Source organism: Nocardia sp. IFM 10818, from assembly GCF_054655275.1.
In genome coordinates, this window is record NZ_BAAHJH010000001.1 from 6,466,308 (window position 1) to 6,487,254 (window position 20,947).

General features: G+C 66.8%; 13 protein-coding genes, 1 tRNA gene and 1 pseudogene. 9 read left to right on the forward strand and 6 right to left on the reverse strand.

The window, feature by feature from the left end; all coding sequences use genetic code 11:
• The first annotated feature begins 101 nt into the window (after positions 1-101).
• Both ACYQ5L_RS30065 and ACYQ5L_RS30070 read left to right on the forward strand, forming a co-directional pair.
• A complete protein-coding gene (locus ACYQ5L_RS30065) occupies positions 102-6,173 on the forward strand; it encodes an SDR family NAD(P)-dependent oxidoreductase (RefSeq protein WP_459963583.1) in 6,072 nt (2,023 codons plus the stop codon).
• Between the two features lie 2 nt (positions 6,174-6,175).
• The gene (locus ACYQ5L_RS30070) at positions 6,176-7,099 is read left to right on the forward strand and encodes a TIGR03564 family F420-dependent LLM class oxidoreductase (RefSeq protein WP_459961601.1); all 924 of its coding nucleotides are present in this window, start codon (positions 6,176-6,178) and stop codon (positions 7,097-7,099) included.
• A gap of 19 nt (positions 7,100-7,118) precedes the next feature.
• On the opposite strand, the gene ACYQ5L_RS30075 is transcribed toward ACYQ5L_RS30070, so the two are convergent.
• A complete protein-coding gene (locus ACYQ5L_RS30075) occupies positions 7,119-7,562 on the reverse strand; it encodes a PIN domain-containing protein (protein ID WP_459961602.1) in 444 nt (147 codons plus the stop codon).
• Positions 7,559-7,789, reverse strand: a complete 231-nt coding sequence (locus tag ACYQ5L_RS30080; RefSeq protein ID WP_459961603.1) for a ribbon-helix-helix domain-containing protein — start codon at positions 7,787-7,789, stop codon at positions 7,559-7,561. Before ACYQ5L_RS30080 ends, ACYQ5L_RS30075 begins: the two co-directional genes overlap by 4 nt.
• A 458-nt stretch (positions 7,790-8,247) precedes the next feature.
• Here ACYQ5L_RS30080 and ACYQ5L_RS30085 point away from each other — a divergent pair, with 458 nt between their 5' ends.
• On the forward strand, positions 8,248-9,294 hold the full coding sequence (locus tag ACYQ5L_RS30085) for a replication-relaxation family protein (protein WP_459963584.1): 1,047 nt from the start codon (positions 8,248-8,250) through the stop codon (positions 9,292-9,294).
• 448 nt (positions 9,295-9,742) lie between these two features.
• Here ACYQ5L_RS30085 and ACYQ5L_RS30090 read toward each other — a convergent pair whose 3' ends face one another.
• The 3 genes from ACYQ5L_RS30090 to ACYQ5L_RS30100 form a co-directional block, all read right to left on the reverse strand.
• Entirely contained in the window at positions 9,743-10,234 is a 492-nt protein-coding gene (locus ACYQ5L_RS30090) for a DUF6301 family protein (RefSeq protein WP_459961604.1), read from the reverse strand.
• Positions 10,235-10,350: 116 nt separating this feature from the next.
• The gene (locus tag ACYQ5L_RS30095) at positions 10,351-13,170 is read right to left on the reverse strand and encodes a hypothetical protein (protein ID WP_459961605.1); all 2,820 of its coding nucleotides are present in this window, start codon (positions 13,168-13,170) and stop codon (positions 10,351-10,353) included.
• 877 nt (positions 13,171-14,047) lie between these two features.
• The gene (locus ACYQ5L_RS30100; protein WP_459961606.1) at positions 14,048-15,274 is read right to left on the reverse strand and encodes a helix-turn-helix domain-containing protein; all 1,227 of its coding nucleotides are present in this window, start codon (positions 15,272-15,274) and stop codon (positions 14,048-14,050) included.
• A 182-nt stretch (positions 15,275-15,456) separates the two neighbouring features.
• On the opposite strand from ACYQ5L_RS30100, the gene ACYQ5L_RS30105 reads away from it, so the two are divergent.
• The 5 genes and pseudogenes from ACYQ5L_RS30105 to ACYQ5L_RS30125 all read left to right on the forward strand — a co-directional run.
• Entirely contained in the window at positions 15,457-15,633 is a 177-nt protein-coding gene (locus tag ACYQ5L_RS30105; RefSeq protein ID WP_459961607.1) for a hypothetical protein, read from the forward strand.
• A gap of 2 nt (positions 15,634-15,635) precedes the next feature.
• Positions 15,636-15,959 (forward strand): hypothetical protein, encoded by a 324-nt coding sequence (locus ACYQ5L_RS30110; protein ID WP_459961608.1) that lies wholly within the window; start codon positions 15,636-15,638, stop codon positions 15,957-15,959.
• A gap of 8 nt (positions 15,960-15,967) precedes the next feature.
• On the forward strand, positions 15,968-16,315 hold the full coding sequence (locus tag ACYQ5L_RS30115) for a hypothetical protein (protein ID WP_459961609.1): 348 nt from the start codon (positions 15,968-15,970) through the stop codon (positions 16,313-16,315).
• A 362-nt stretch (positions 16,316-16,677) separates the two neighbouring features.
• Positions 16,678-16,896 (forward strand): hypothetical protein, encoded by a 219-nt coding sequence (locus ACYQ5L_RS30120; RefSeq protein WP_459961610.1) that lies wholly within the window; start codon positions 16,678-16,680, stop codon positions 16,894-16,896.
• 170 nt (positions 16,897-17,066) lie between these two features.
• Positions 17,067-18,077 (forward strand): annotated as a pseudogene (locus ACYQ5L_RS30125) (recombinase family protein); the annotation flags it as partial.
• A 577-nt stretch (positions 18,078-18,654) separates the two neighbouring features.
• Here ACYQ5L_RS30125 and ACYQ5L_RS30130 read toward each other — a convergent pair.
• Positions 18,655-18,730 (reverse strand) — tRNA-Ala (locus ACYQ5L_RS30130).
• Positions 18,731-18,906: 176 nt separating this feature from the next.
• Between ACYQ5L_RS30130 and ACYQ5L_RS30135 the strand changes: the two genes are divergently transcribed.
• Positions 18,907-20,631 carry a DUF222 domain-containing protein gene (locus tag ACYQ5L_RS30135; RefSeq protein ID WP_459961611.1) on the forward strand — a complete coding sequence of 575 codons (1,725 nt, stop codon included), beginning with the start codon at positions 18,907-18,909 and terminating at the stop codon, positions 20,629-20,631.
• Positions 20,632-20,947: the final 316 nt, after the last annotated feature.

A 20,947-nucleotide genomic window follows, 5' to 3' on the forward strand; every position in this document is an offset into this window, starting at 1 on the left:
AGGAACGTCTCAGCCGGTATCTGCGGAAGGTCACCGGAGAACTACGCACCGCCAACAAGCGGCTCCGGGACCTGGAAGAACGTGCCGCGGAACCGCTCGCGATCATCGGCATGAGCTGCCGGTATCCGGGCGGCGCCGACACACCCGCCAAGCTGTGGGAAGTGGTCTCCTCCGGCGCCGACGCGGTCGGTCCCTTTCCGGACGACCGCGGCTGGGACCTCGAGCGCCTGTTCGACAGCGACCCGGACACCCCGGGCACCGTGTACACGCGAGAGGGCGGATTCCTCTATTCCGCAGGCGATTTCGACGCGGGATTCTTCGGGGTCCCACCCAGCGTGGCCGAGACGATGGATCCGCAGCAGCGGCTGTTCCTGGAAGCCACCTGGGAAGCGCTGGAGGACGCCGGAATCGATCCGGCGTCGCTGCGCGGCGGCGACACCGGGGTGTACGCGGGCGTCATCCATCAGGACTACGGTCCGCGGATCGGGTCACCGGGGCTGACTCCCGAAGCGGAAGGCCAGGCGTACCCGGGTGTTTCGGCCAGCATCCTCGCGGGGCGCGTCGCCTTCACCTTCGGGTTCAAGGGGCCGACGCTCTCGGTGGACACCGCGTGCTCCTCGTCGCTGGTCGCCCTGCACCTCGCCTGTCAGGCCCTGCGTCTGGGCGAAACCTCGCTGGCCTTGGTCGGCGGGGTCACCGTCATGTCCGACCCCACCCTGCTGATCGCCTTCGCCCGGCAGCGCGGGCTGTCCCCCGATGCCCGGTGCCGGGCCTTCGCGGCGGCGGCGAACGGGACCGGATTCTCCGAGGGCCTCGGCATGCTGGCCGTCGAGCGATTGTCGGACGCACAGCGCAACGGGCACCGGGTCCTCGCGGTCATCCGCGGCACCGCCATCAACCAGGACGGGGCCAGCAACCGCCTGACCGCGCCGAACGGCCCCTCCCAGGAAAAGGTGATCGCGGCGGCCCTCGCCAATGCCGGTCTGACACCCGCCGACATCGACGCGGTCGAGGCGCACGGCACCGGCACCACCCTCGGCGACCCGATCGAGGCGCAGGCGCTCATAGCCGCCTACGGCCGCGATCGCACCGGGGAGCCGCTGCGCATCGGCTCGCTCAAGTCGAATGTCGGGCACACCTCCGCGGCGGCGGGCGTCGGCGGCGTGATCAAGATGGTGCAGGCGCTGCGCCACGAAATCTTGCCCCCGACACTGCATGTCGATGCTCCGACCACGCACGTGGACTGGTCGGCGGGCACGGTGCGGCTGCTCACCGCCGCCGAACCGTGGCCCACGGGCGAGCGGGTGCGCCGCGCCGGCGTGTCCTCCTTCGGCGCCAGCGGCACCAATGCGCACGTGATTCTGGAAGAGGCCCCTGCTCCGGCACAGACTCCCGCCGCGATGCAGGCCCCCGCTACGGCACAGGCTCCCGCCGCGGCACAGGCCTCGGCGTCGGCGGGGGCTTCGGGTCCGGCGGAGAGCTCGGCTGAACCGGTGGAGGATGCCGACGGCGGCGGCGCACCGGCAGTGGCGTCCGGTGTCATCCCCTGGCTGCTCTCGGCGAAGACCGAGGACGGTCTGCGGGCACAGGCTGCGAAGCTGCTGAGCTGGGTGACCGAGAATCCGAGACTGGCAGTCGATGACATCGGCTACTCACTGCTGACGACCCGCGCCCGGTTCGACTGGCGAGGCGCGGTGCTCGGCGCGGACCGCGACACCTTGCTGGAGGGGCTCGCTGCGCTGGCCCGAGGCTCTGTCGATGTGGCTGCGGGACGGGCGGTTTCGCGCAAAATGGCGTTCTTGTGCACCGGAGGCGGCGCGCAGCGGGTCGGTATGGGGCGTGAACTGTACGAGGCGTTTCCGGTATTCGCCGCCGCGCTGGATGAAATCTGCGAGCAGTTCGATCCACTGCTGGGCGGATCGCTGAAAACCTTGATGTTCACCGGTCAGTGGGGCGACGACGGCGCTACCGATCCCGGCGCGAGCGTGCTGCATCGGATCGACTTCTCCCAGCCCGCGCTGTTCGCCTACGAGGTCGCACTGTTCCGGCTCCTGGACTCGTTCGGCGTGAGACCCGCTGTCCTGGTGGGACATTCGACAGGTGAGCTGGCCGCGGCCCACCTCGCCGGAGTGTGGTCGCTGCCGGACGCCTGCCGGCTGATCGCGGCGCGCGGTCGCCTCATGGGGCTTTCGCCCGAGGGCGGCGCGATGCTGGCCATCGGGGCGGACGAGCGCGAGGTATCCGAGGCGATCGCCGGCCACGCGAACCGGGTGTCCATCGCCGCGCTGAATGCCCCTGACGCCGTGGTGGTTTCCGGCGACGAGGACGCGGTGACGGCGGTCGAGCGGTGGTTCACCGATCGTGGGCGCGAGACCTCGCGATTGCGGATCTCGATCGCCTCCCATTCCCACCGGATGGACCCGATCCTCGATGAGTTCGCCGCTGTCGCACGGGAAGTGACCTACAACCGGCCGTCGATTCCGTTGGTGTCGAACGTTTCCGGCCGAATCGCCGGTGATGAGGTGCTGGAGCCCGATTACTGGGTGCAGCACATCCGCGGGACCGTTCAGTTCGCCCGGGGCATAGAGACCCTGGTCGACTGGGGCGCACGACGATTCGTTGAGATCGGCCCGGATGCGGCGCTGACGGCGATGACCCAGCAGAACCTGCCGGCGGATATCGCGGCGCAGTCGCTGGTGATCGCCGCGGCACGGCGCGGGCGCGGCGAGGTCGACCAGTTCCTGGCCTGCCTGGCGCGCGCGTACGCCGCCGGTGTGGAGGTCGACTGGCAGGTGTGCTTCGCCGGCCGCCCGGTCTCCCGAGTGTCGTTGCCCACCTATGCTTTCCAGCGTCGCCGCTACTGGCTCGCACCCGCGCGCAGCACCGCCGGTATCGAAGCCGCGGGTTTGAACGTGCTCGACCACCCCATGGTGCATGCGGTCCTGCCGATGGCGGACGGCGGTTTCGTCCTGACCGGGCAGCTGTCGGCGCTGTCGCAGCCCTGGCTGGCCGACCATGCCATCGGCGGGGTCATGGTGTTGCCGGGCACCGGGTTCGTGGAGCTGGCCTTGCGTGCCGGCGCCGAAACCGGGTACCCGCTCGTCGAGGAATTGACATTGCAAGCGCCGCTGGTCTTTCCGGCGAAGGGCGGGGTGCGGATCCAGATCGTGGTCGGGCCGGAATCCCCGCAACGGCCGCTGTCGATCTACTCCCGTGGCGAACACGATCGCGACGGACAGTGGGTGCTGCACGCCCGCGGGCTGCTCGGTGACCGGACCGACACGACCGCACCCGAATCCGAAACCTGGCCGCCCGCCGCGGCCACCGAGATCGATGTCGCCCACACGTCCCTGACACCCGATTACGATATGGGCCCGGCCTTCCGGAACGTGCGGGCGCTGTGGCGGCACGGCGCGGAGGTGTTCGCGGACATCGCCCTCGACCCCGATACCGGGGTGCAGAGCGACGGATTCGGAATTCATCCGGCCTTGCTGGACGCGGTGATTCAGGCGGGACTGCTGGCCGATGCGGTCGAGATCCCGGCGGGTCACGTGGTGCTGCCGTTCTCGTGGGAGTCGGTGGCGCTGTACGCGACCGAAGCGTCGGCCTTGCGTGCACAGCTCACCGTCAACGGAGCGTCGGCGGCGCTGTGGGTGACGGATGAGAAGGGGCAACCGGTGTTGTCGGGCACGGTGACGAGCCGGCCGATGCCCCTCGGGCAACTCGCCACAGCGAGCGGCACGGCCACCCCGGTCCTGGAACTGGTGTGGTCGCCGATCCGATCCGCGGCCGATGCGGGGGCCACCCATGCCGTCGCAGCCGGTCGGACCCGCGACCTGAAAGACGCCGACGGACTACGCACCGGGGACTCGGGTGTGGGCTGGTGGGACCGGCTGGCTCCGGAGGAGCCGGTACCCCCGGTGGTGGTCGTCGAAGCCGGAGGCGGATGGAGCGACCACACCGGTACCGACGTGGTGGGCGCGACCCACGCCGAGGCCGCGCGGATCCTCGAAGTGGTGCAGGCGTGGCTGGCCGATGACCGGTTCGCCGCGAGCACCCTGGTGGTCGCCACCCGCGGCGCGGTCCCGCTGCCCGGCGTGGACTGCACCGACCTGGCCGGGGCCGCGGTATGGGGTTTGGTGCGCACCGCGCAGACGGAAGACCCGGGCCGGATCGTGCTGGTGGACGCGGACATTCGCGTCGACGAGCAGCTCGTGGCCGGTGTCGTGGCCAGGAATGAACCCCAACTGGTCGTGCGCGACGGCATTACTCACACCGCCCGGCTCATCCGGCCCGCGATCGCGTCCCCGCAGGGCGATGTCGCTCCCTGCTTCGGCGACGGCACGGTGCTGATCACCGGCGGCACAGGCGGTTTGGGCGCGGCCGTGGCCCGGCACGTGGTCGTCGAGCACGGCGTGACATCGGTAGTGCTGGTCAGCCGCAGCGGCCCGCAAGCCGAAGGTGCGGCGGCCTTGATCGCTGAACTCGAGCAGCTCGGCGCGCAGGCGCGGGCGGTGGCCTGCGATGTCGGCGATGCCGACGCCGTGGCCTCCCTAGTGGCCGACCTCCCGGCCCAGCCGCCGTTGACCGGCATGATCCATGCCGCGGGCGTACTCGACGACGGCACCATCGGGTCCCTCACCGCAGCGCGGCTGGACGCGGTCCTCGCGCCGAAGGCCGACGCCGCCTGGCACCTGCACGAGGCCACCGCGGACCTGAATCTAGCGGCGTTCGTGGTGTTCTCATCGGTATCGGGCACGATCGGCGCTCCCGGACAGGCCAACTACGCGGCCGCGAACACCTTCCTCGACGGATTGGTGGCGCACCGCAAGGCCCGTGGGCTCGCCGGGCAGTCCCTGGCATGGGGCCTGTGGGCGCGCACCAGCGGTATGACCGGTGGGCTCGGCGCGGCGGACGTGGCCCGACTGAGCCGCGGCGGCTTCACCGCGATGCCCGATGAACAGGCGTTCGCCGGCTGGCGCGCGGCACTCGAACGAGACTCCGCCCATACGGTGATCGCCGCGGTGGACACCACCGAACTCCGCGCTCGAGCCGAGAGCGGAGTCCTGCCACCGGTACTGCGGGACCTGGTACCGGCCGCGAATCGTCGCCCGAGGGCGACCAGGCAGCCTTCGGCGACTCCGGCGATCGTGCCCGGTCAGCGACAGACGGTCCTCGATACCGTCCTCACCCACTTCGCAGCCGTACTCGGCCACGACAGCGCATCCGCGATCGACCCCGAACACCCGTTCGCCGACCACGGCTTCGACTCCCTCGGCGCGGTCGAGCTGCGCAACCGCCTGCAAACCGCCACCGGCCTGTCCCTCTCCCCCGCGATCGCCTTCAAACACCCGACCCCCACCGCACTCGCCGACCATCTCCACGAACAACTCGCCGAGGTCCACGAGCAAACCCCGGCCCGCTCCATCGATGCGGCATTCGACGAACTCCAGGCCGCACTGGACGCCGGGGACCGAGACGATCCGGAAAAGCAGCGAATCGCCACCCGCCTGCGCGCCATGTGGAACCAGTCGGTCACCCCGGTGGTCCGTCGCGCCACCGAGGCCGACATCGAGGACATCGTCCGAGTCGTAGCCCGAGCCTTCGACGAAGACGACCCGATCGAGGAATACGTCTTCCCCGATCCAGCAGTGCGCCGCCGCCGCGCCCCCGACATGATCCGCATCATGATCAAATACCGGTTCCTGCCGGTCAACGGCGCCGCCGTGGCCACCGTAAACGGCGAAATCGTAGCCGCCCTCCTCTGGTACCCCCCGCACTACCGCAACTCCCTTCTCCGAGAAGCAATCTCGGGCCCCCTACTCCTGAAAGCCATGGGCCCCGCAACCCCCCGCGGCATGGACGTCGACGCCGCCATAGCCCGAGTAACCCCACCCCAACCCCACACCACCCTCGTCTACCTCGCCTGCGCCCCCGAATGGCAACGCGCCGGCGTAGGCATGACCCTGGCCGCCTGGGCCATCGCCGAAGCCGACGAACAAGGCGCCTCCGTAGGCGGCATCTGCAAAGACGAAAACATCCCCTTCTACGAGGCCTTCGGCGGCAAATTCGTCACCAAAATCAGACTCGGCCGCACCGGCCCGGAAGTGAACTACGTACTGCGCCCGGCGATTACGCCAGGAACAGCCGAGGGCGCGCGCAGGTTGCCCTGAGCATGACTCTCGGAATCGCGCTCGCCGCAACGAATGCGGACAACTACGTCGACGCGATCGTGGCTCAGGCCCGATCGGTTCGGGAATTCGGTGTCGGGTCGGTGTGGCTCGGACAGCGACTGGACTACGACTCGCCCATGCTGGCCGCCATCGTGGGCCGGGAGGTGCCTGGACTGCAGGTCGGCACCTCGGCCATCCCCGTGGTCGGACGCCACCCACTACTCGTCTCCGCGCAGGCGCAGACCGCCCAGGCCGCGACACACGGCCGCTATCACCTGGGGTTGGCCGTCGGGTCGACGCTCGTCGCCGGCGCGTTCGGGAGTCCGTTCGATCGGCCCATCGCCCGCTTGCGCGAGTTCCTCACCGCGATAAAACAATTGCTCGACCCCGGGACCGCCGAATTCCACGGCGAATTCCTGACCGTCACCCCACCCCTGCCGACCGCAGTGCCCGGAGCACAGCCGCGAACCCCGGTCCTGGTAGCCGCGATGGGCCCGCAGGCGCTACGCGTCACCGGAGAACTCGCCGACGGCATCCTCCCGTATCTGGCCGGCCCGAAGACCCTGACCAACCACATCCTGCCGACCATCACCCGCGCATCGAACACCGCACCACGTGTAGTGGCCTTTGTACCCGCCGTAGTCACCGCCGACACCGACGCCACCCGCGCCCAAGCACTCGACAAACTGTCGTTCTACGAGCAGGTGCCGTCCTACCGCCGAGTCATCGACCTCGAGGGCGCCTCCCGCGCAGCCGACCTGGCCCTGATCGGCGACGAGGAAACCGTAGCCGCCGGAATCCAGCGCTACTACGACGCCGGCGCCACCGAAGTCGTACTGACCAGCACCGACCTGGGCAGCCCCGCAGACGAACGCCGCACCTGGGCCCTGGCCGGTCAACTCACCCCCACCCCGACATCCCTCTAGCGCCACGCCGCAGGGCGATTCAGTCGCCCTGCAGCAAGAGCCGGAACGACCGATGAGCGGGCGTCAAAGGCCGGACGGCGCGAAAGTCCTTCTCATCCAACGTCAATATGTCGTTGGTGAGATAGCGCTCGGCGAGCACCACGGTGACCGCATCGGCCAGGTCCAGCCGCAGACCGCGATACTGCTCGATGATCTTCTGAGCCACCCGGAGATCATCGCGATCCACCGGTGGCACGAGCACCGCGCCCTCTTCGGCCGAGGTGAGCAGGTCATCGAGGACGAGATCGGCTATGCGGCGGTCTTTTCCGAATCGCGCGACGAGCAGATGATCAACCTCGTCCAGCATGAGTGGCGAGACGACCGCGACGGACGTGGCGAGGAATTCACGCGCCTGCTCATGCAGTTCGGCGGCACGATCGTAGGCAGCGATTATGGCCGAGGTATCGGCGATGAAGAAGCTCACTCGCCGTATGCCTCGCCCAGCAAGTCCTCACTGTTGGCGGCGAACCCGGGATCCCCGGAATCGAACGACGGCCACGGACGGGTACGACGAACCTTATGTGACCGCATCAGCACCAGTTCGATCCCCTCGCGGATCAAATCAGCTTCCGATCGCCCCGTCGATTCGGCAGCCTCCTTGAGACGGGCAGCCTGCTCAGGATCCAGGTACACGCTCGTTTTGGCCTTCATGAACGTAGGGTACCGCGTAGGGCACACGCCGGGTCCGTCCATCGCCGGAAACAAATAGAGCCACAGGTCAGTGACCTGCGGCTCTCTTGTGAAGTGGACCTGACGGACCAGCATACGAACCGGGCGGTGCTGGTCGACGGGCCGGACATCATGATTCGACCCGTAGGTTCCCGGCAGGTGGCGGGCGGTGGTGCCCGATGAACGGCCACGATGACCGCGGGGCTGCGGATGGATCGGCGGATGGTGCTGCGTTTGGGTCGGCGTTTGCTCGGCGTCCTATATCCGCCGCCCCAAACGCCGAACACGGTTACAGCATCCGCGCCGCTCAGAAGCGTGAACCGGGAGTGGGTGCGAAACCCCGACTCAGTATCAATCCTCATACATATTCACACCCCCGGCGGCGCGGCGGACGCACCGTCCACAGCGGCGGGCATCCAGACGCGGGTCCATGGTTCCGTCTGCTCGACCGTGACCGACGACTTCTCGCACTCCTGGCCGAACACAAAGTGCTCACCACCGACCAGATCGCCAGCCTGGAGTTCACCTCCATCCGACGCGCGCAGGATCGGCTGCGCCAACTCCGCGAGATGGGCATGGTGTTCGCCTTCCGCGAGTCCCTCTACGGCGGCGGCACCAGCCAAACCCGCCACGCCCTCGGCTATCTCGGCGCACGCCTCGTCGCGGCCCAGCGCGCCCAGAAACCACCCACCCCGGCCGCGCACGCCCTCGGCCTCGAACGCCTGGCCTGCTCTCCGACCCTCGGGCACCGCCTGGGCGTCAACGGATTCTTCTGCGCTCTGGCCGCCCACCGCAACCCCGCCCGCCACCGCGGCACCGAGAACCCGAACCCGGTGGTGAAGGGGTTGACGCAGTGGTGGTCGGAGAAGCAGTGCGCCGACGTCTTCTGGAACACTTACTCCGACACCGATGACCACATCCGCCCCGATGGATACGGCTGCTGGGAACACCACGGCCACGCCGTGCGGTTCTTCCTCGAATACGACACCGGCACAGAGTCATTGAGCACAGTCACCAGGAAACTCGCCGACTACCAGAGCTTCCCGACCGACAGTTTCGGGATTCTGCTGTTCTGGCTGCACTCTGCCCGACGCGAAACCGGATTGCGGGCCGCGCTGGGCCGCACGCTCGGTGCGTTCGACCCCGGCATCGTGATCGCGACCACCGCCAGCGAACTCACCGGACTGCACGGCCCAGCGGGACCGGTCTGGGCACTGTGGACCGGCCACAACGGCGACACCGCCACCGACCGCCTACGGCTGGCCGACCTATCCGAACGCGGCCCGCGTATCGCCCACCACCCCAGCACGGGCCAGCCCTACAACGAAGCCTCGTTCGACCACTACGATCCGCAGGTCCACGACCTCTTCCGACCCGGACAGACCCGGTCCATCACACCAAGCCCTGACCAGACCATCCTCGAAAGCCCTTATCCGACTGACCATGACGCAATCGAGATCGAAATCCCCAGGCAGGAGAGCGATTGAGCATTGATGAGCGACCGGACGCACCCAGCAGGCACAGAAGACATATCAACACCCGCGTTGCCACCAGCTACATGTAACTAATTCAGAACCCCCAGCTGGTGCACCGGCCGGACATCCGCACGCGAACATGTGATTCCGTCTGCTCGACTCCGACCGACGCATCCTGTCGGTTCTTGCCGAACTTGAGGTGCTCACCACCAACCATATCGCCGCCCAAGATTCACCTCCGTGTGCGGCGCGCTGGACCGACTGTCGCCAATTGCGAGAAATGGGGGCGCAGTTCACATTCCGCGAGTTCACCCCGGCGGCGGCACCTCCCCCGGGGTGGAACCATAGATGTCGACCTTACCGTCGATGTCGGTCCTGACCAGCCGGTGTCCGACCGTAGTCGAATCTTCGTTCTGCACGGTGTCGCACATGCCGCGGTCGATGAGCCACTGCGGACGAATCAGTCATCGTCCATCTCGAAGTAGAGTTCCTCATCGTCCGGGCTCTCGAGCCACATGTCATCGGCGGGATTCACGATGATGATGTGAACTGCGGCGTCACTGGCCGACAGCTGCACCACGACCTTCGGCAGGTCCCACCGCCGGTCAGGCGCTGGCCCGGTCCTTCGCATGGTTGGAGTGCCCAGTCCTGCCCAGATGTGGCGGCTCATCTCGTCGAAGGTTTCGGTGAGTTCTGGTGCTACGGTCGGATCGTCGAGGACTACGTCGGTGACGTAGAAAGAGATCCGATTCAGTTGTGGTGATTGACCGGGTTTCGTCCAAGGGGCGATAGACACTGACGCGTCGGTGCGGTTGACGTCGAGGTTGGTGGTGAGGGTGACTCGCTGGTTGTTGTGCTGGGTGAATTGCCAGCCGACGAGGTCGGCGAATCTGGGCACGTCGTCGAGGGTCCAGGTCCAATCGAATTCGGTTGCCGCGCGCACAGCTTGCACGGCACGGTCTATATCGACACGCATGGGTTGATCATTCCTTCTTGGTTCATCGAGTGCGATAGCCGGGTCTGTTGGTCCCGAAGGCGCTTCTCAGAGGATCTATTGCCCACGGTCGGTCAGGTGATCGAGTAGGTCTGGCCTTTGAGCAGTTCTGCTGGGGAGATGTCGTGATCCTCCTTCTCCTTGGGTGTGATGGTGACGGTCAGGGACTGATTGGCCGGTGCACGGCGTGGCCACGATCCCGGTTGCAGAACAGGCACAGCGGGTACTGAGACCGCGAGCTGGGCGATCGCGGAGGTATCGTGTTTGCGGCCTTGGAGGAGGTCGGCAAGCCAAGCGCCAGCGGGCCCGAGAAGGTCGTCGAGCGGCGATGTACTCGTCGGTGCCGTTGGCTGCGGCTCGAAAGCCAGTGGTTGTGCGATTCCGTGGAGGGTGGGGCCAGGGTTGGGCGGCGTGCCTGGCTTGGTGCCGGTGGTCTTGCCGATGTCGGTACCAGGGGGGACACCGCCGTTGGCTTCCTGTTGCGTGGAGCCGTAGACAACGATGTTGCCGTCGGTGTCGGTTCTGATGAGCCGGTAGCCGACCGTGGTGGCGTCGCGGTTCAGGATCGCGTCCCACATGCCGTGTCCCTCAAGCCACTGCTTGAATTCGGGGTCGTTGAGGCCGTCCTGATAGAGCTTGCCCCACAGGTAGGGGTCGGTCATCTGGGTGGCGAGGATCTGCTCCGTGCTGCCGGGCCAGGTGGGAACCCATGCCTTGCCGACGCCGGCCGAGCCGGGTTTGCCGCCCTTGGCTTCGATCACGATCATCTGGCCGTCCTTGATGGCGAGGATGTCGTGCTTGTTGTTGCCCGCCGGGCGGACCTTCACGTTCCAGCCGTCGGATTCCAGCACCGCGATCGCACCGGTATGACCGAGCAGTTCGCTGGCACGATCGGTCGCTGATTCGGCACTCCACCATGACTGGACGGCCGCATCGAGCAGTTCGAAGGGCAGACCGCGATCCCTGATCCGGAGCAGTTCGGTTTGGCGGTCCTTCTTGGATCCGGTGAGTTTGTCGAGGTCGGCACCGAGGATGTTGGCCATTGTCTCGAGTAGACCGTATTGGAACTGGCTGTAGAGTTTGGCGCCGTTGAGCGCCGCCATGGCCGCCATGATCGACGGCCGATACTGGTCCGGAATGTCGTCGAAGGACCAGGACATCAGTTTGAACAGCCTGCCCTGCAGAACGATTTTGCCGTCGCGCAGCACGAAATCTCCGGGTTTGTAACCTTCGGGCGTTAGGTCCGGGTCCTTCCAGTGCAGGGTGTCGCCGGTTCCGTTATTGCTCCACTCGGCACCCGGAACAGGGCTTTCCTTCTTCAGGACACCGTTGTCCCAGTAGTATCCCTCGATCGGCACGTTGGGCTGGCCTGGTCTGGTGCTGGGGAAGCTCACCCGTTGGTGAACCGTGCTGGGATCGTCGCTGGGCAGGGCGGGTGCTGCTGTGGTTGGGTCTACGGCATTCGGATTCGGTTGCAGTACTGCAGGGCCTTGATGGGTCCATGGGTTCACGCCGGGCGTGAAAGATCTGTTGACGTTGGGTCCCGACTCCTGCCCGGTGCCGGAAGTGTGGGGGCGCATGGGGCTCAGGTCGATGCCGCTGGTAACGGTTGGGAGGAGCAGGGCCGGGATCATCAACGCGGCACCGGCGGACAGCGCTGCCGCCATGACACCGCCGGTTTCCGCGGCGGTGGCAGCAGCAGCGCCCGTGCCCGCGGCACCACCGCCCAGCAGGCTGGCGGCCGCTTCGGTCGACAGGGCGCCCGCTCCGATGGCACCGGGTGCCAGCAGCGACCACGCGACGCCGGGACCACCTGGTACAAGGGCGCTTTCGAGGGTTGTGGGGTCGACCGGTGTGCCATCGCTGGTCGAGAGGACGAGTGCGGGCGGGATGGCCTCGCCCGACCCGGCGGGTGCGACCTTGTCCATTTGTGCGAGCCGGTCACCGAGTGCGTTGTCGAGGGGGATTCCGGCGTAATTGAGTCTCAGCCGGGCGGCCATGGTCTGTTGCCACAGGACGGCGTCGGCCTGGTCTCGCGGGATGCCGCTCTGTACAAGTGCGTCGATCCGCGCTTGGCGGGCGGCAGTGCGGTCGGGATTGTCCGGCGACATGTATGCGAGGGCGGCGGTCTCCTGATCGGCGTTCTGCGCGGCAGGGGTGTAGAGGTGTGGGCGCAGCCGCTCGAGTGCTTCGGTGCGTAGTTGTTCGCCGTTGCCGTCGAGGGTTCCGGTGGTGCTGGCCAGTGCCAGGTCGTTGGCGAGTTGGCCGGCGCTGTAACTGGCGTCGGGCAGGATGGTCGTGCCGTCGGCCAGCCACAGGCCGCCGCGCTGCCAATGCTGGTTCAGCCGTTGCTGCGCCTCGGCTGTGGCGGTGCCGCTGGGGTCCTGCACGCGGCCAGCGAGTAGGTCGAGGTCGCGGTTGCGTTGCTCGGCGGTGTAATTCGCGTCCACGGCGAACAATCCGGCGAGCTGGTCGTTGGAGAACCCTTGCACCGCTTTGGGACCGGAGCTGCTGGGCTCGGCCTCGCCAGGCAGGGTGATGAGAGTTTCGTGCGTGGTCAGCCCGTTCTGCAACGGAACCGACTGCTGCTGGATCTTCGTGCCGCTGGGCAGCGTCACCGGTGGACCGTCGTTCTGTGGCCCCTCCTCGAGGAGCCCGACCAGGTCTTCTACGCCACCGACAGGAGCGGGTTGCTGTGGTTGGCCTGTGGCCCCCTGCCCCAGAGCAAGATCCGCGAGTTCCTGCTGCTCCGGGGTGAGCCCCGACGGCGTGGACTCGTTACCCTTCGGTTTATCAGGTTGTGCGGGTGGTTTGCCCTTCGGCGGAATCTGGCTCTCGGCTATTGTGGGGCCGTAAACGGGAAAGGGGCCGTAGACAGGGTCTTTGGGTGCCACCGTGAGATACCTCGGCAATCATGAAAACGGCCGCTCCCTCTGTCTGGGAGCGGCCGAGGAGCAGGAAATGGCAAGGCGCTGTACCCAATCGAGGCGATTCAGCACAGCGCCGGGATATAGCTGGCGGACAGGGATCAACAGCGCGACGGCAGCGGAAACGGCTGAGGCGAATGAGAATCATTCAGTTCGCGGACTCTTTGATAATCCGCTTCTCAGCTACAGGACCTGCCAGGGCCGGTGGACTCGGTGAAATCCGTGCTGGACTGGGCCCGGGTGTCAGCAGTCCTTCCATATCTGGCATGACAATCCGAAGCCCGCTACCCGGGACTTTGGGATCAAAGGGATCGTGCCGTTCGGCGGCCGAAGGCAGCCGCAACAAACCGAGATTTGCTCGCCCGCAAGAGTCGAGCAAGGCACCACCGCAGGGATGATGGCGATGCAGCGCTGGGCGCCAACGCCGGATGCAATCCGCCTCTTGGGCATTCACGTCCAGCGGCGAACGCACGTGGGAGTCGACGGATTGTTCCTGCCCGACATCCTCTATATTGTGCGGTCGATACCAGCGGTGGATCGCAGTGGCGTATACGCGAGTACGGACGGATTGTGCCGACACTGACGTCTAGGGAAGAGGATTCGGTGATTCTCACTGTGAAAGACACAGCTGTACCGCTGGTAAGAGCTTGACTTAAGAGATCAACAGTGTCAACACATGGGGCGGAATTTCACCAGAATCGGCAGGTAGAACACATTCTCGCCGACAGGTAGCTCGGACTTGCTTGACGATGCCATCGCATCCCGTCGTCGCGCACCGGGTCAGGCTGCCGCCCGTCTGACCAATGAGGGATTCAAGGACCTGGGTTCGCTACCGCAGCCAGGTTCAGGCGCGGATGCCCACTCGCTGGCTCAGCTCGCGGACGTCGGTGCGCATGCCCGTCGGTGGCTTCTTCAGCAGGTCGCGGAGCATGTCGCGGGCGAACCCGTTGTAGCGGATCGTCTCGGGGGCAGTCTGTTCCGACTTCACTAGCATCGTGAGCGCCGCGGTGTCCTCGTCGCGTTGCATGTAGGCGCGGGCGACTTCGATGAGGTGGCGGCCGCGGCGGGGCACGGACACGATGTGGTCGGCGTCGATGGAGCGCGCCGCGCGCAAAGCCTCGCCGGGCTGGCGCAGTTCCACACCGAGAGTCGTTGCGTGCGCGGCCATCACCGGCTGGGAGAAGCTGGTCTGCACGTGCCGATACGTAGGACCGAGTTGCTGGGCGATGCGGGCGGCCTGCTCAAGACCACGCCACGCGTCGCCGGAGCGGCCACGCCGGCCGTGGACGTAGGCGATCTCGAATTCCAACGCCCCAGCGATCCCGTGCCAATCGTCGGGCGCTTCGGCGCGGTCGAGATAGGGGGTGATCTGGTCGATAGCGTTGCGGGCCAACGCGATTGCTTCCTCCCACCGGCCGGAATCGCGCAAGGCTTGCACCATCGCCCAGGCGCTGCACGCGATCACATACGGGTCGTCGGCCTCATAGCCCTCGTTCACCGCGCGGTCGGCGACCATCCACACCAACTCCGGGGCGGGCTGATAGGCGACATAGAAATCCGCCAACTGATACACACCAGCCAAAGTGCGACGCGCGGCGCGGCGGTCCTCGGCAGTGCGGGCGGCGGTCTGGGCATCGCGGATCAGACTCGGCAGCAGCGCACCCAGCTGTGAGCGGTGATCGGGGCTGGAATGGCGGATCCGCCACGCCTTGCGCAGCCGTTCGGCGAGATGGTCGAGGCTGACCGGCCGGTCGCTGGAGATGATGCGGTAGTCGGTCAGCGCGGCCTGCACGTCGGAGAGTGCGGCGTGGCGTTCGCCCGCGAATACCGTGACCGGCACGGCGTGATCGTCTCCGGTGAGGGTGGCGAGGTCATCGAGGTCGAGGACGCGGGCGATGCGCAGCAGCAACTCGAGGCTGGGTGTGCGTTGAATCTTGCCGTTCTCCAGGGCCTTCAGCCACTCGGCGGAGCGGCCGATCTGCGCGGCCAGCACTGGCCGTGCCATGCCGAGGCGTTCTCGGTGCGACCGGACTCGCTGTCCGATCTCGGTGGGAGTTGCTGAACCACTCACGGGAACCGCCTCCTCGTGCTGTGACGACAATCGCCAGCGTAACGGCATTGGGGGTACGTTCGTACCCGTTCACGACGCCGGCCGGGCCTACGGTCCACATTGCCCCGACGTCGGTTCGATCACCAGTCCCCGGCGTCGGGTGCACTCCACCACCGTTGCAAGGGACATGGAGAACACCCGACATGGAAATCATCGTTGCCGCCACCATCATCGCGCTAGTGCTGGTTTTCCTCGCCGCCCACACACTGCCGGACACCGAGCGCCCCCAGCGGCCGAAGCGGCTGACCGTCGCCGACATTCAGGCCCGACTCGCCGCCGAACCGCCACGCACCTACCTCCCGATCAGCCGGGGGTGGTGAGCATGGGCCTGCTGCCCTCCGCCGTGGGTTTCCTGCGCAGTGATGTCTCGGGGCTGAACCAGCCGCGCGATGAGCTGCGAATCCTCGCCGCCGCCAGGAGAACTGGCTACGACCTGCGGAAAACGATCGTGTTCAGCGAACACACCGAGGATCGGATGCGCCGATTGCGGGTGGCGATCGCCCGCCTGGGCGTGAATGCCGTCATCGTGCCGAGCACTGAGCATTTCGACGATCGTACGATCCCCGAGGAACTGCTCGAGGTCGCGGCCGTGATCACCGTGTCGCCCGGGAGCGCCTGGTGCCGAACCCCTCGCAGCACGAGCTAGGCACCGCGATGTCTGCCGAGGGCGTGGCAGCGCTGCTGAACGGGGACCGACCCGCCGGTTGGCTGCAATATCACGACGGGTCCTGGGCACCTGTCGGGCACGACGGCCGAGTCGGCCCGCCGATCACAACAGACGACCTACTCGCGGTCGCGCGCGACGATCTGGCCACGCTCGAAGAGGCCGGACTGATCACCCAGGTTATCGATGTCGAGCCGCTCGAGGTCATCGACTTCGAGTACCAGAATCTGAACGGAGGCGCACGGAGTATCCAACTCGCCCTGGATCGCGGGTCATCGGACCTCGCTCAGCGGCGGGATCAAGGTGGTCGGCCGAGGTCATCGGTATCAGCCGAGTAGGGCAGCAGGCGTAGCGAAACGCGCCCCGACGACCACAGGCGGGGCGCGTTTCACTCACCGCCGCGACCATATCCAGAGCGCCCCAGGGACAAGACAATTGCCCCTGGGTGCCCTCCTGTGGCCACACCGATCGTTATCGAACCGTTTCACACTGAAATGTCGAAATCGGGGCCTTTCTAGGCAGTTAACAGGCGCACCGAGCTCATTTGCCGAAACCCTGCGGTCCCCGTGATCGTTTCCGAACTTTGACCACGGAACGTGGAATTACATCAATTCCGGTCCCGTACCTGGATAGACGCGGGTTCCCCTGCCAGTACATGGGTGACGCCACTCCAAACGCCGAACATCCCACAGGAGCCCCGATGGAACGCCCCGACTCTCGAAAACACGCCCCGAACGGCACCGAACCCACCAAGCCGCACGCCCGCGACTGCGCCCACCAACGCTGGCACATTGACCGAATCGACACCGAACCCCTCACCACCCCCCAACACGACCACGCCGTTACCCTCCTCGCCGACCTCATCACCGCATGGACCCACCGCCACCACACCGACAACGGCGAACGGAAAGCCGCATGAAACGCCACGATCGAAATACCCACCACACCAATACATTCGAAAACCAATCGAGGGACAATAGACCCGGCGGCAAACCGGACCGAACCCCGATACCGAAATCCGTACGGCCACACATTGTTTCGGACATCAATGCTTGCGAAAAGCCCGTATCGATCGGAAGGACCGGCAGCATGGCAGGCACCAAGAAATCCTCAACTTCGCGTATCTCCACCGACATTGCCGCATGGGAACAGGACCTGCGGGTAGGGACGTACGCCCGCCGCTCCACCACCGAAGACAACCAGCCCTACTCCATCGAAGCCCAGGACACCCGGCTGGACTCCTACATCGGTTCCCAACCTGGCTGGCGGCACTCCGCTTCCTTCACCGACGACGCCTCCGGCGCAAGCACCGAACGGCCAGGTCTGCAGCGTGCCCTGCAAGCTGCGCGCGCCGGGGCCATCGACGTGCTGGTGGTCTACCGAGTCGACCGCTTCTCTCGCAGCCTGCGCGACCTCGTCACCCTGCTCGACGAACTCGACCAGGCCAAAGTCGTATTCCGCTCCGCCACCGAACCATTCGACACCTCCACCCCCATGGGGCGCATGCTGGTGCAAATGCTGGGCATGTTCGCCCAATTCGAACGCGACAGCATCATCGACCGCGTCATCGCAGGCACGGAACGCAAAGCCGCCAAAGGACTTTGGAAAGGCGGCAAACGACCCTACGGCTACCAAGTCGACAAGACCACCCAAACTCTGGTCGTTGACGAGGCCGAAGCCGTGGTCGTGCGCATGATCTTCGACCTCTACGCCCACCGCCGTCTCGGAGCCCACGCCGTCGCCGCGGAGTTGAACACACGCGGGCATCGCGCCAGCACCGGCCGCGAATGGTCCGGCCATCACGTGCTGCGGATCCTCAATAGTCGTATCTATCTCGGCGAGTTGACCTTTCGCGATACCACCGTCACCGAAACCCACCCTGCCATCATCGACACCACCACCTTCGACCGCGCCCAATCAGTCCTCGAAGCACGCGGAGAATCCCACGCCCACCGCGCCGCCAACTCCTCGGACTACCTGCTGACCGGCCGCCTGCGCTGCCCGCGCTGCGGACGCGCCATGATCGGCACCCGCGCCACCGGCCGCTCCCGCACCTACCGCTACTACACCTGCTTCAACCGCGCCCGCTATGACACCGACAAATGCGACTTCACCCGACTCGATGCCGACTCCGTGGACACGGCAGTACTCGAAGCCCTGGGCAAGTTCTACCGCACCCGCCACGACCTGATCAGCCAAGCCATTACCGCCCAGAAGCGCCATCACCGCGACGCCAGCAGCGGCACCCGTGCCGAACTGGCCACCGTGAGCGGCGAACTCGCCAAGGCCCAGCAGGCGATCGACCGCTACCTGACGGCCTTCGAGGACGGCACCCTCGACCCCGAACTCCTCGCCGGACGACTCACGGAGTTGCGCACCAAGACAAGCCAGCTCGCCGCCCGCCGCGACCAACTCACCGCCACATTGGCCAACGAACCCACCGCCCCGGAACCCGCCACGCTGGATGTCATCGCCGACCACATCGCGGAAATCATCGCCACCGGCACCCACACCCAGGCCAAGGCGCTCATCGAGTCCCTCGTCGCCCAGGTCGCCATCACCGGTCCCGATCGCCTGGTCCCCACCTTCCGCATCCCCCAACCCGGAAACGACATTGGGGCTGGTACCGCTTCTGCGGTACCAGCCCCAATGGAGTTGGTTCGTGCAATGACACGATTGGTGGAGCTAAGGGGACTCGAACCCCTGACCCCCACACTGCCAGTGTGGTGCGCTACCAGCTGCGCCATAGCCCCGTGTTCAGTTTTCGCTCGCGGGGTGGGCCCCGCTTGCTTGAACGAAGTTACACGACTGCTGTCGAACAAACCAAATCGCCTAGAAATCGCCTGGAAATCGGGGGGATTTGTGCTGGCGATGGCGATCTTTCGGGAGTATTGTCGAACACATGTTCGATAGCCGAGAGGTGGAGGCGATGGCTGACGAAGAGCTGATCGACGCGCTGCGGCGGGCACATGGAGCAGCGGCGTTCGCCCAGGCGGCGGAAATCACAGCGGTGCGGGAGGTGTACAGGAGGCATCGCGCGGGGAATGTGGAGCCGGGGCCGAACGGGGTGCGGGCGGGGGAGTTCGCGGCGGCGGAGATCGCGGTGGGGGCGCATGTGTCGGAGGCGGTGGCGACGGCGATGATCGATATCGGGCTGGCGCTGGACTCGCTACCGCAGACTCGGCTGGCGTTCGCGGCCGGGCGGATCGATCTGCCCAGGGTGCAGGTTATTGCCGAGAGCATGCGGGGGTTGTCGAAGGAGTTGCGGGAGACGCTCGAACCGAAGCTCATCGAGACGGCTACGCGGTCGGATCCGGCGCGGTTGCGGCAGACCGCGCGGCGGTGGGTGACGCGGCTGGACCCGGAGGGTGAACAGCGGCGGCGGGAAGAGCGGGAGGACGACCGGGATATTCGGATTCGTGCGGTGCAGGACGGGATGGCGGTGTTCGACGGGCAGTTGCCCGCGGCCGGCGCGCAGACCGTGGCGATGAGACTGCGGGAGATGAGTCTGCAAGTGTGCGAGGACGATCCGCGCACCATGCAGCAGCGGCGCGCGGATGCGCTGGTCGCGCTGGCCGATGGGTCGGGGCGGCTGCGCTGCGGGTGCGGGCGCGGGAAGTACTGCCCGAAATCGGAGACGCCCGGCACGCCGCGGCGGCCGCTCATCCAGGTCGGCGTGCCCGCCGAAACGCTGCTCGGACTGCGCGATGATCCGGCTTTCCTGTCCGGATACGGCCCGATCGACGCCGCGCTGGCTCGCAAGCTCGCCGAACATGCCCGCTTCCAGGTCATTCCGGAGTACTTCCCCGCGGACATGAAGTCTCCCGCCCCGGCGGTCGAGGCGGAGCGGATTGCGGGCGGACCGGAGCAGGTCGCGAGCGAGTCGGGACGGATCGCGGGCGAGCCCCAGCGGATTGCGAGCGAATCGAAGCGGATCGCGGACGAGCGCCAGCGGATCGCGGACGAGCCACAACCGATTCCGGACGAGCCCCAGCGGATTGCGAGCGAATCGATGCGGATCGCTGACGAGCCTCAGCGCATCGCAGATGAGACGGACCCGATCGCCCACACCTCGACGACCACCGGCGCGGCGCAGCGCCGGATCGCGCAGACCGGCACGACGACTCCCGGTCCGGACACCGTGCGTCCGTTCTCGGCGGCCCCGCCGCGGGAGATCCGCGCCGTCGATGGCCTCTGCCGCTTCCCGGGCTGCACCATGCCCGCCGCCGAAACCGTTGTCACCCATTTCGATCCGCTCCCGGCCGCGCGCACCCATCCGTCGATCGCCACCCGCGCGGTGCTGTGCTCACATCACTACCGCCTGAAGGTCCTGGCCGACAGCGGTAAACAACCGTGGCGCGTCTACCTCGCCGACTCCGATCGCATGCGCTGGATCGACCCCACCGGCGAACCGCACGAAACCATTCGCGAGGGCGCCCGATACCTCTTCCCGCACACCGATATCGACGCCCCGGCCAAACCCGCGCGCCACCCGTTCCGCTCCCTGACGGAACCGCCCGAACCCGTGGCTCCCCCACGCCGCTTCACCGGCGATATCGCGTACCCCCTCGAGGACCACGTGCTGCTGCATCCCCAGCTGGCGCGCAGCACCCCGGACAACGAGATTCCCGAGTCCCGGACGGCCACTCGCTGACCGGACCCGGATAAGCACTTCCGGTTTCACCCCAGCCGTGGAAAGCCGTGCCCTGCACACGGTTTCCCACCGGGGTGCGGCTCGCTCCACACCCTCGAACCGAGCCGCACCCCACCCACCTCTCGGATTCCACCCCGCGGTCACTCCCCCGACCAAGGAGCCGCGCCCCCCCGCGGCGCCCCGCCAGGGGTGCGGCTCGGTGTCGTCCCTCCGAGCCGCACCCCACCCCATTTCCCACAACGCACCCATCCTCGCGCGTTTCCCCCGCCAAGTCTTGCTTTTCGAGTCTTTCGCCATCCGCCACCGGATCGGCCGG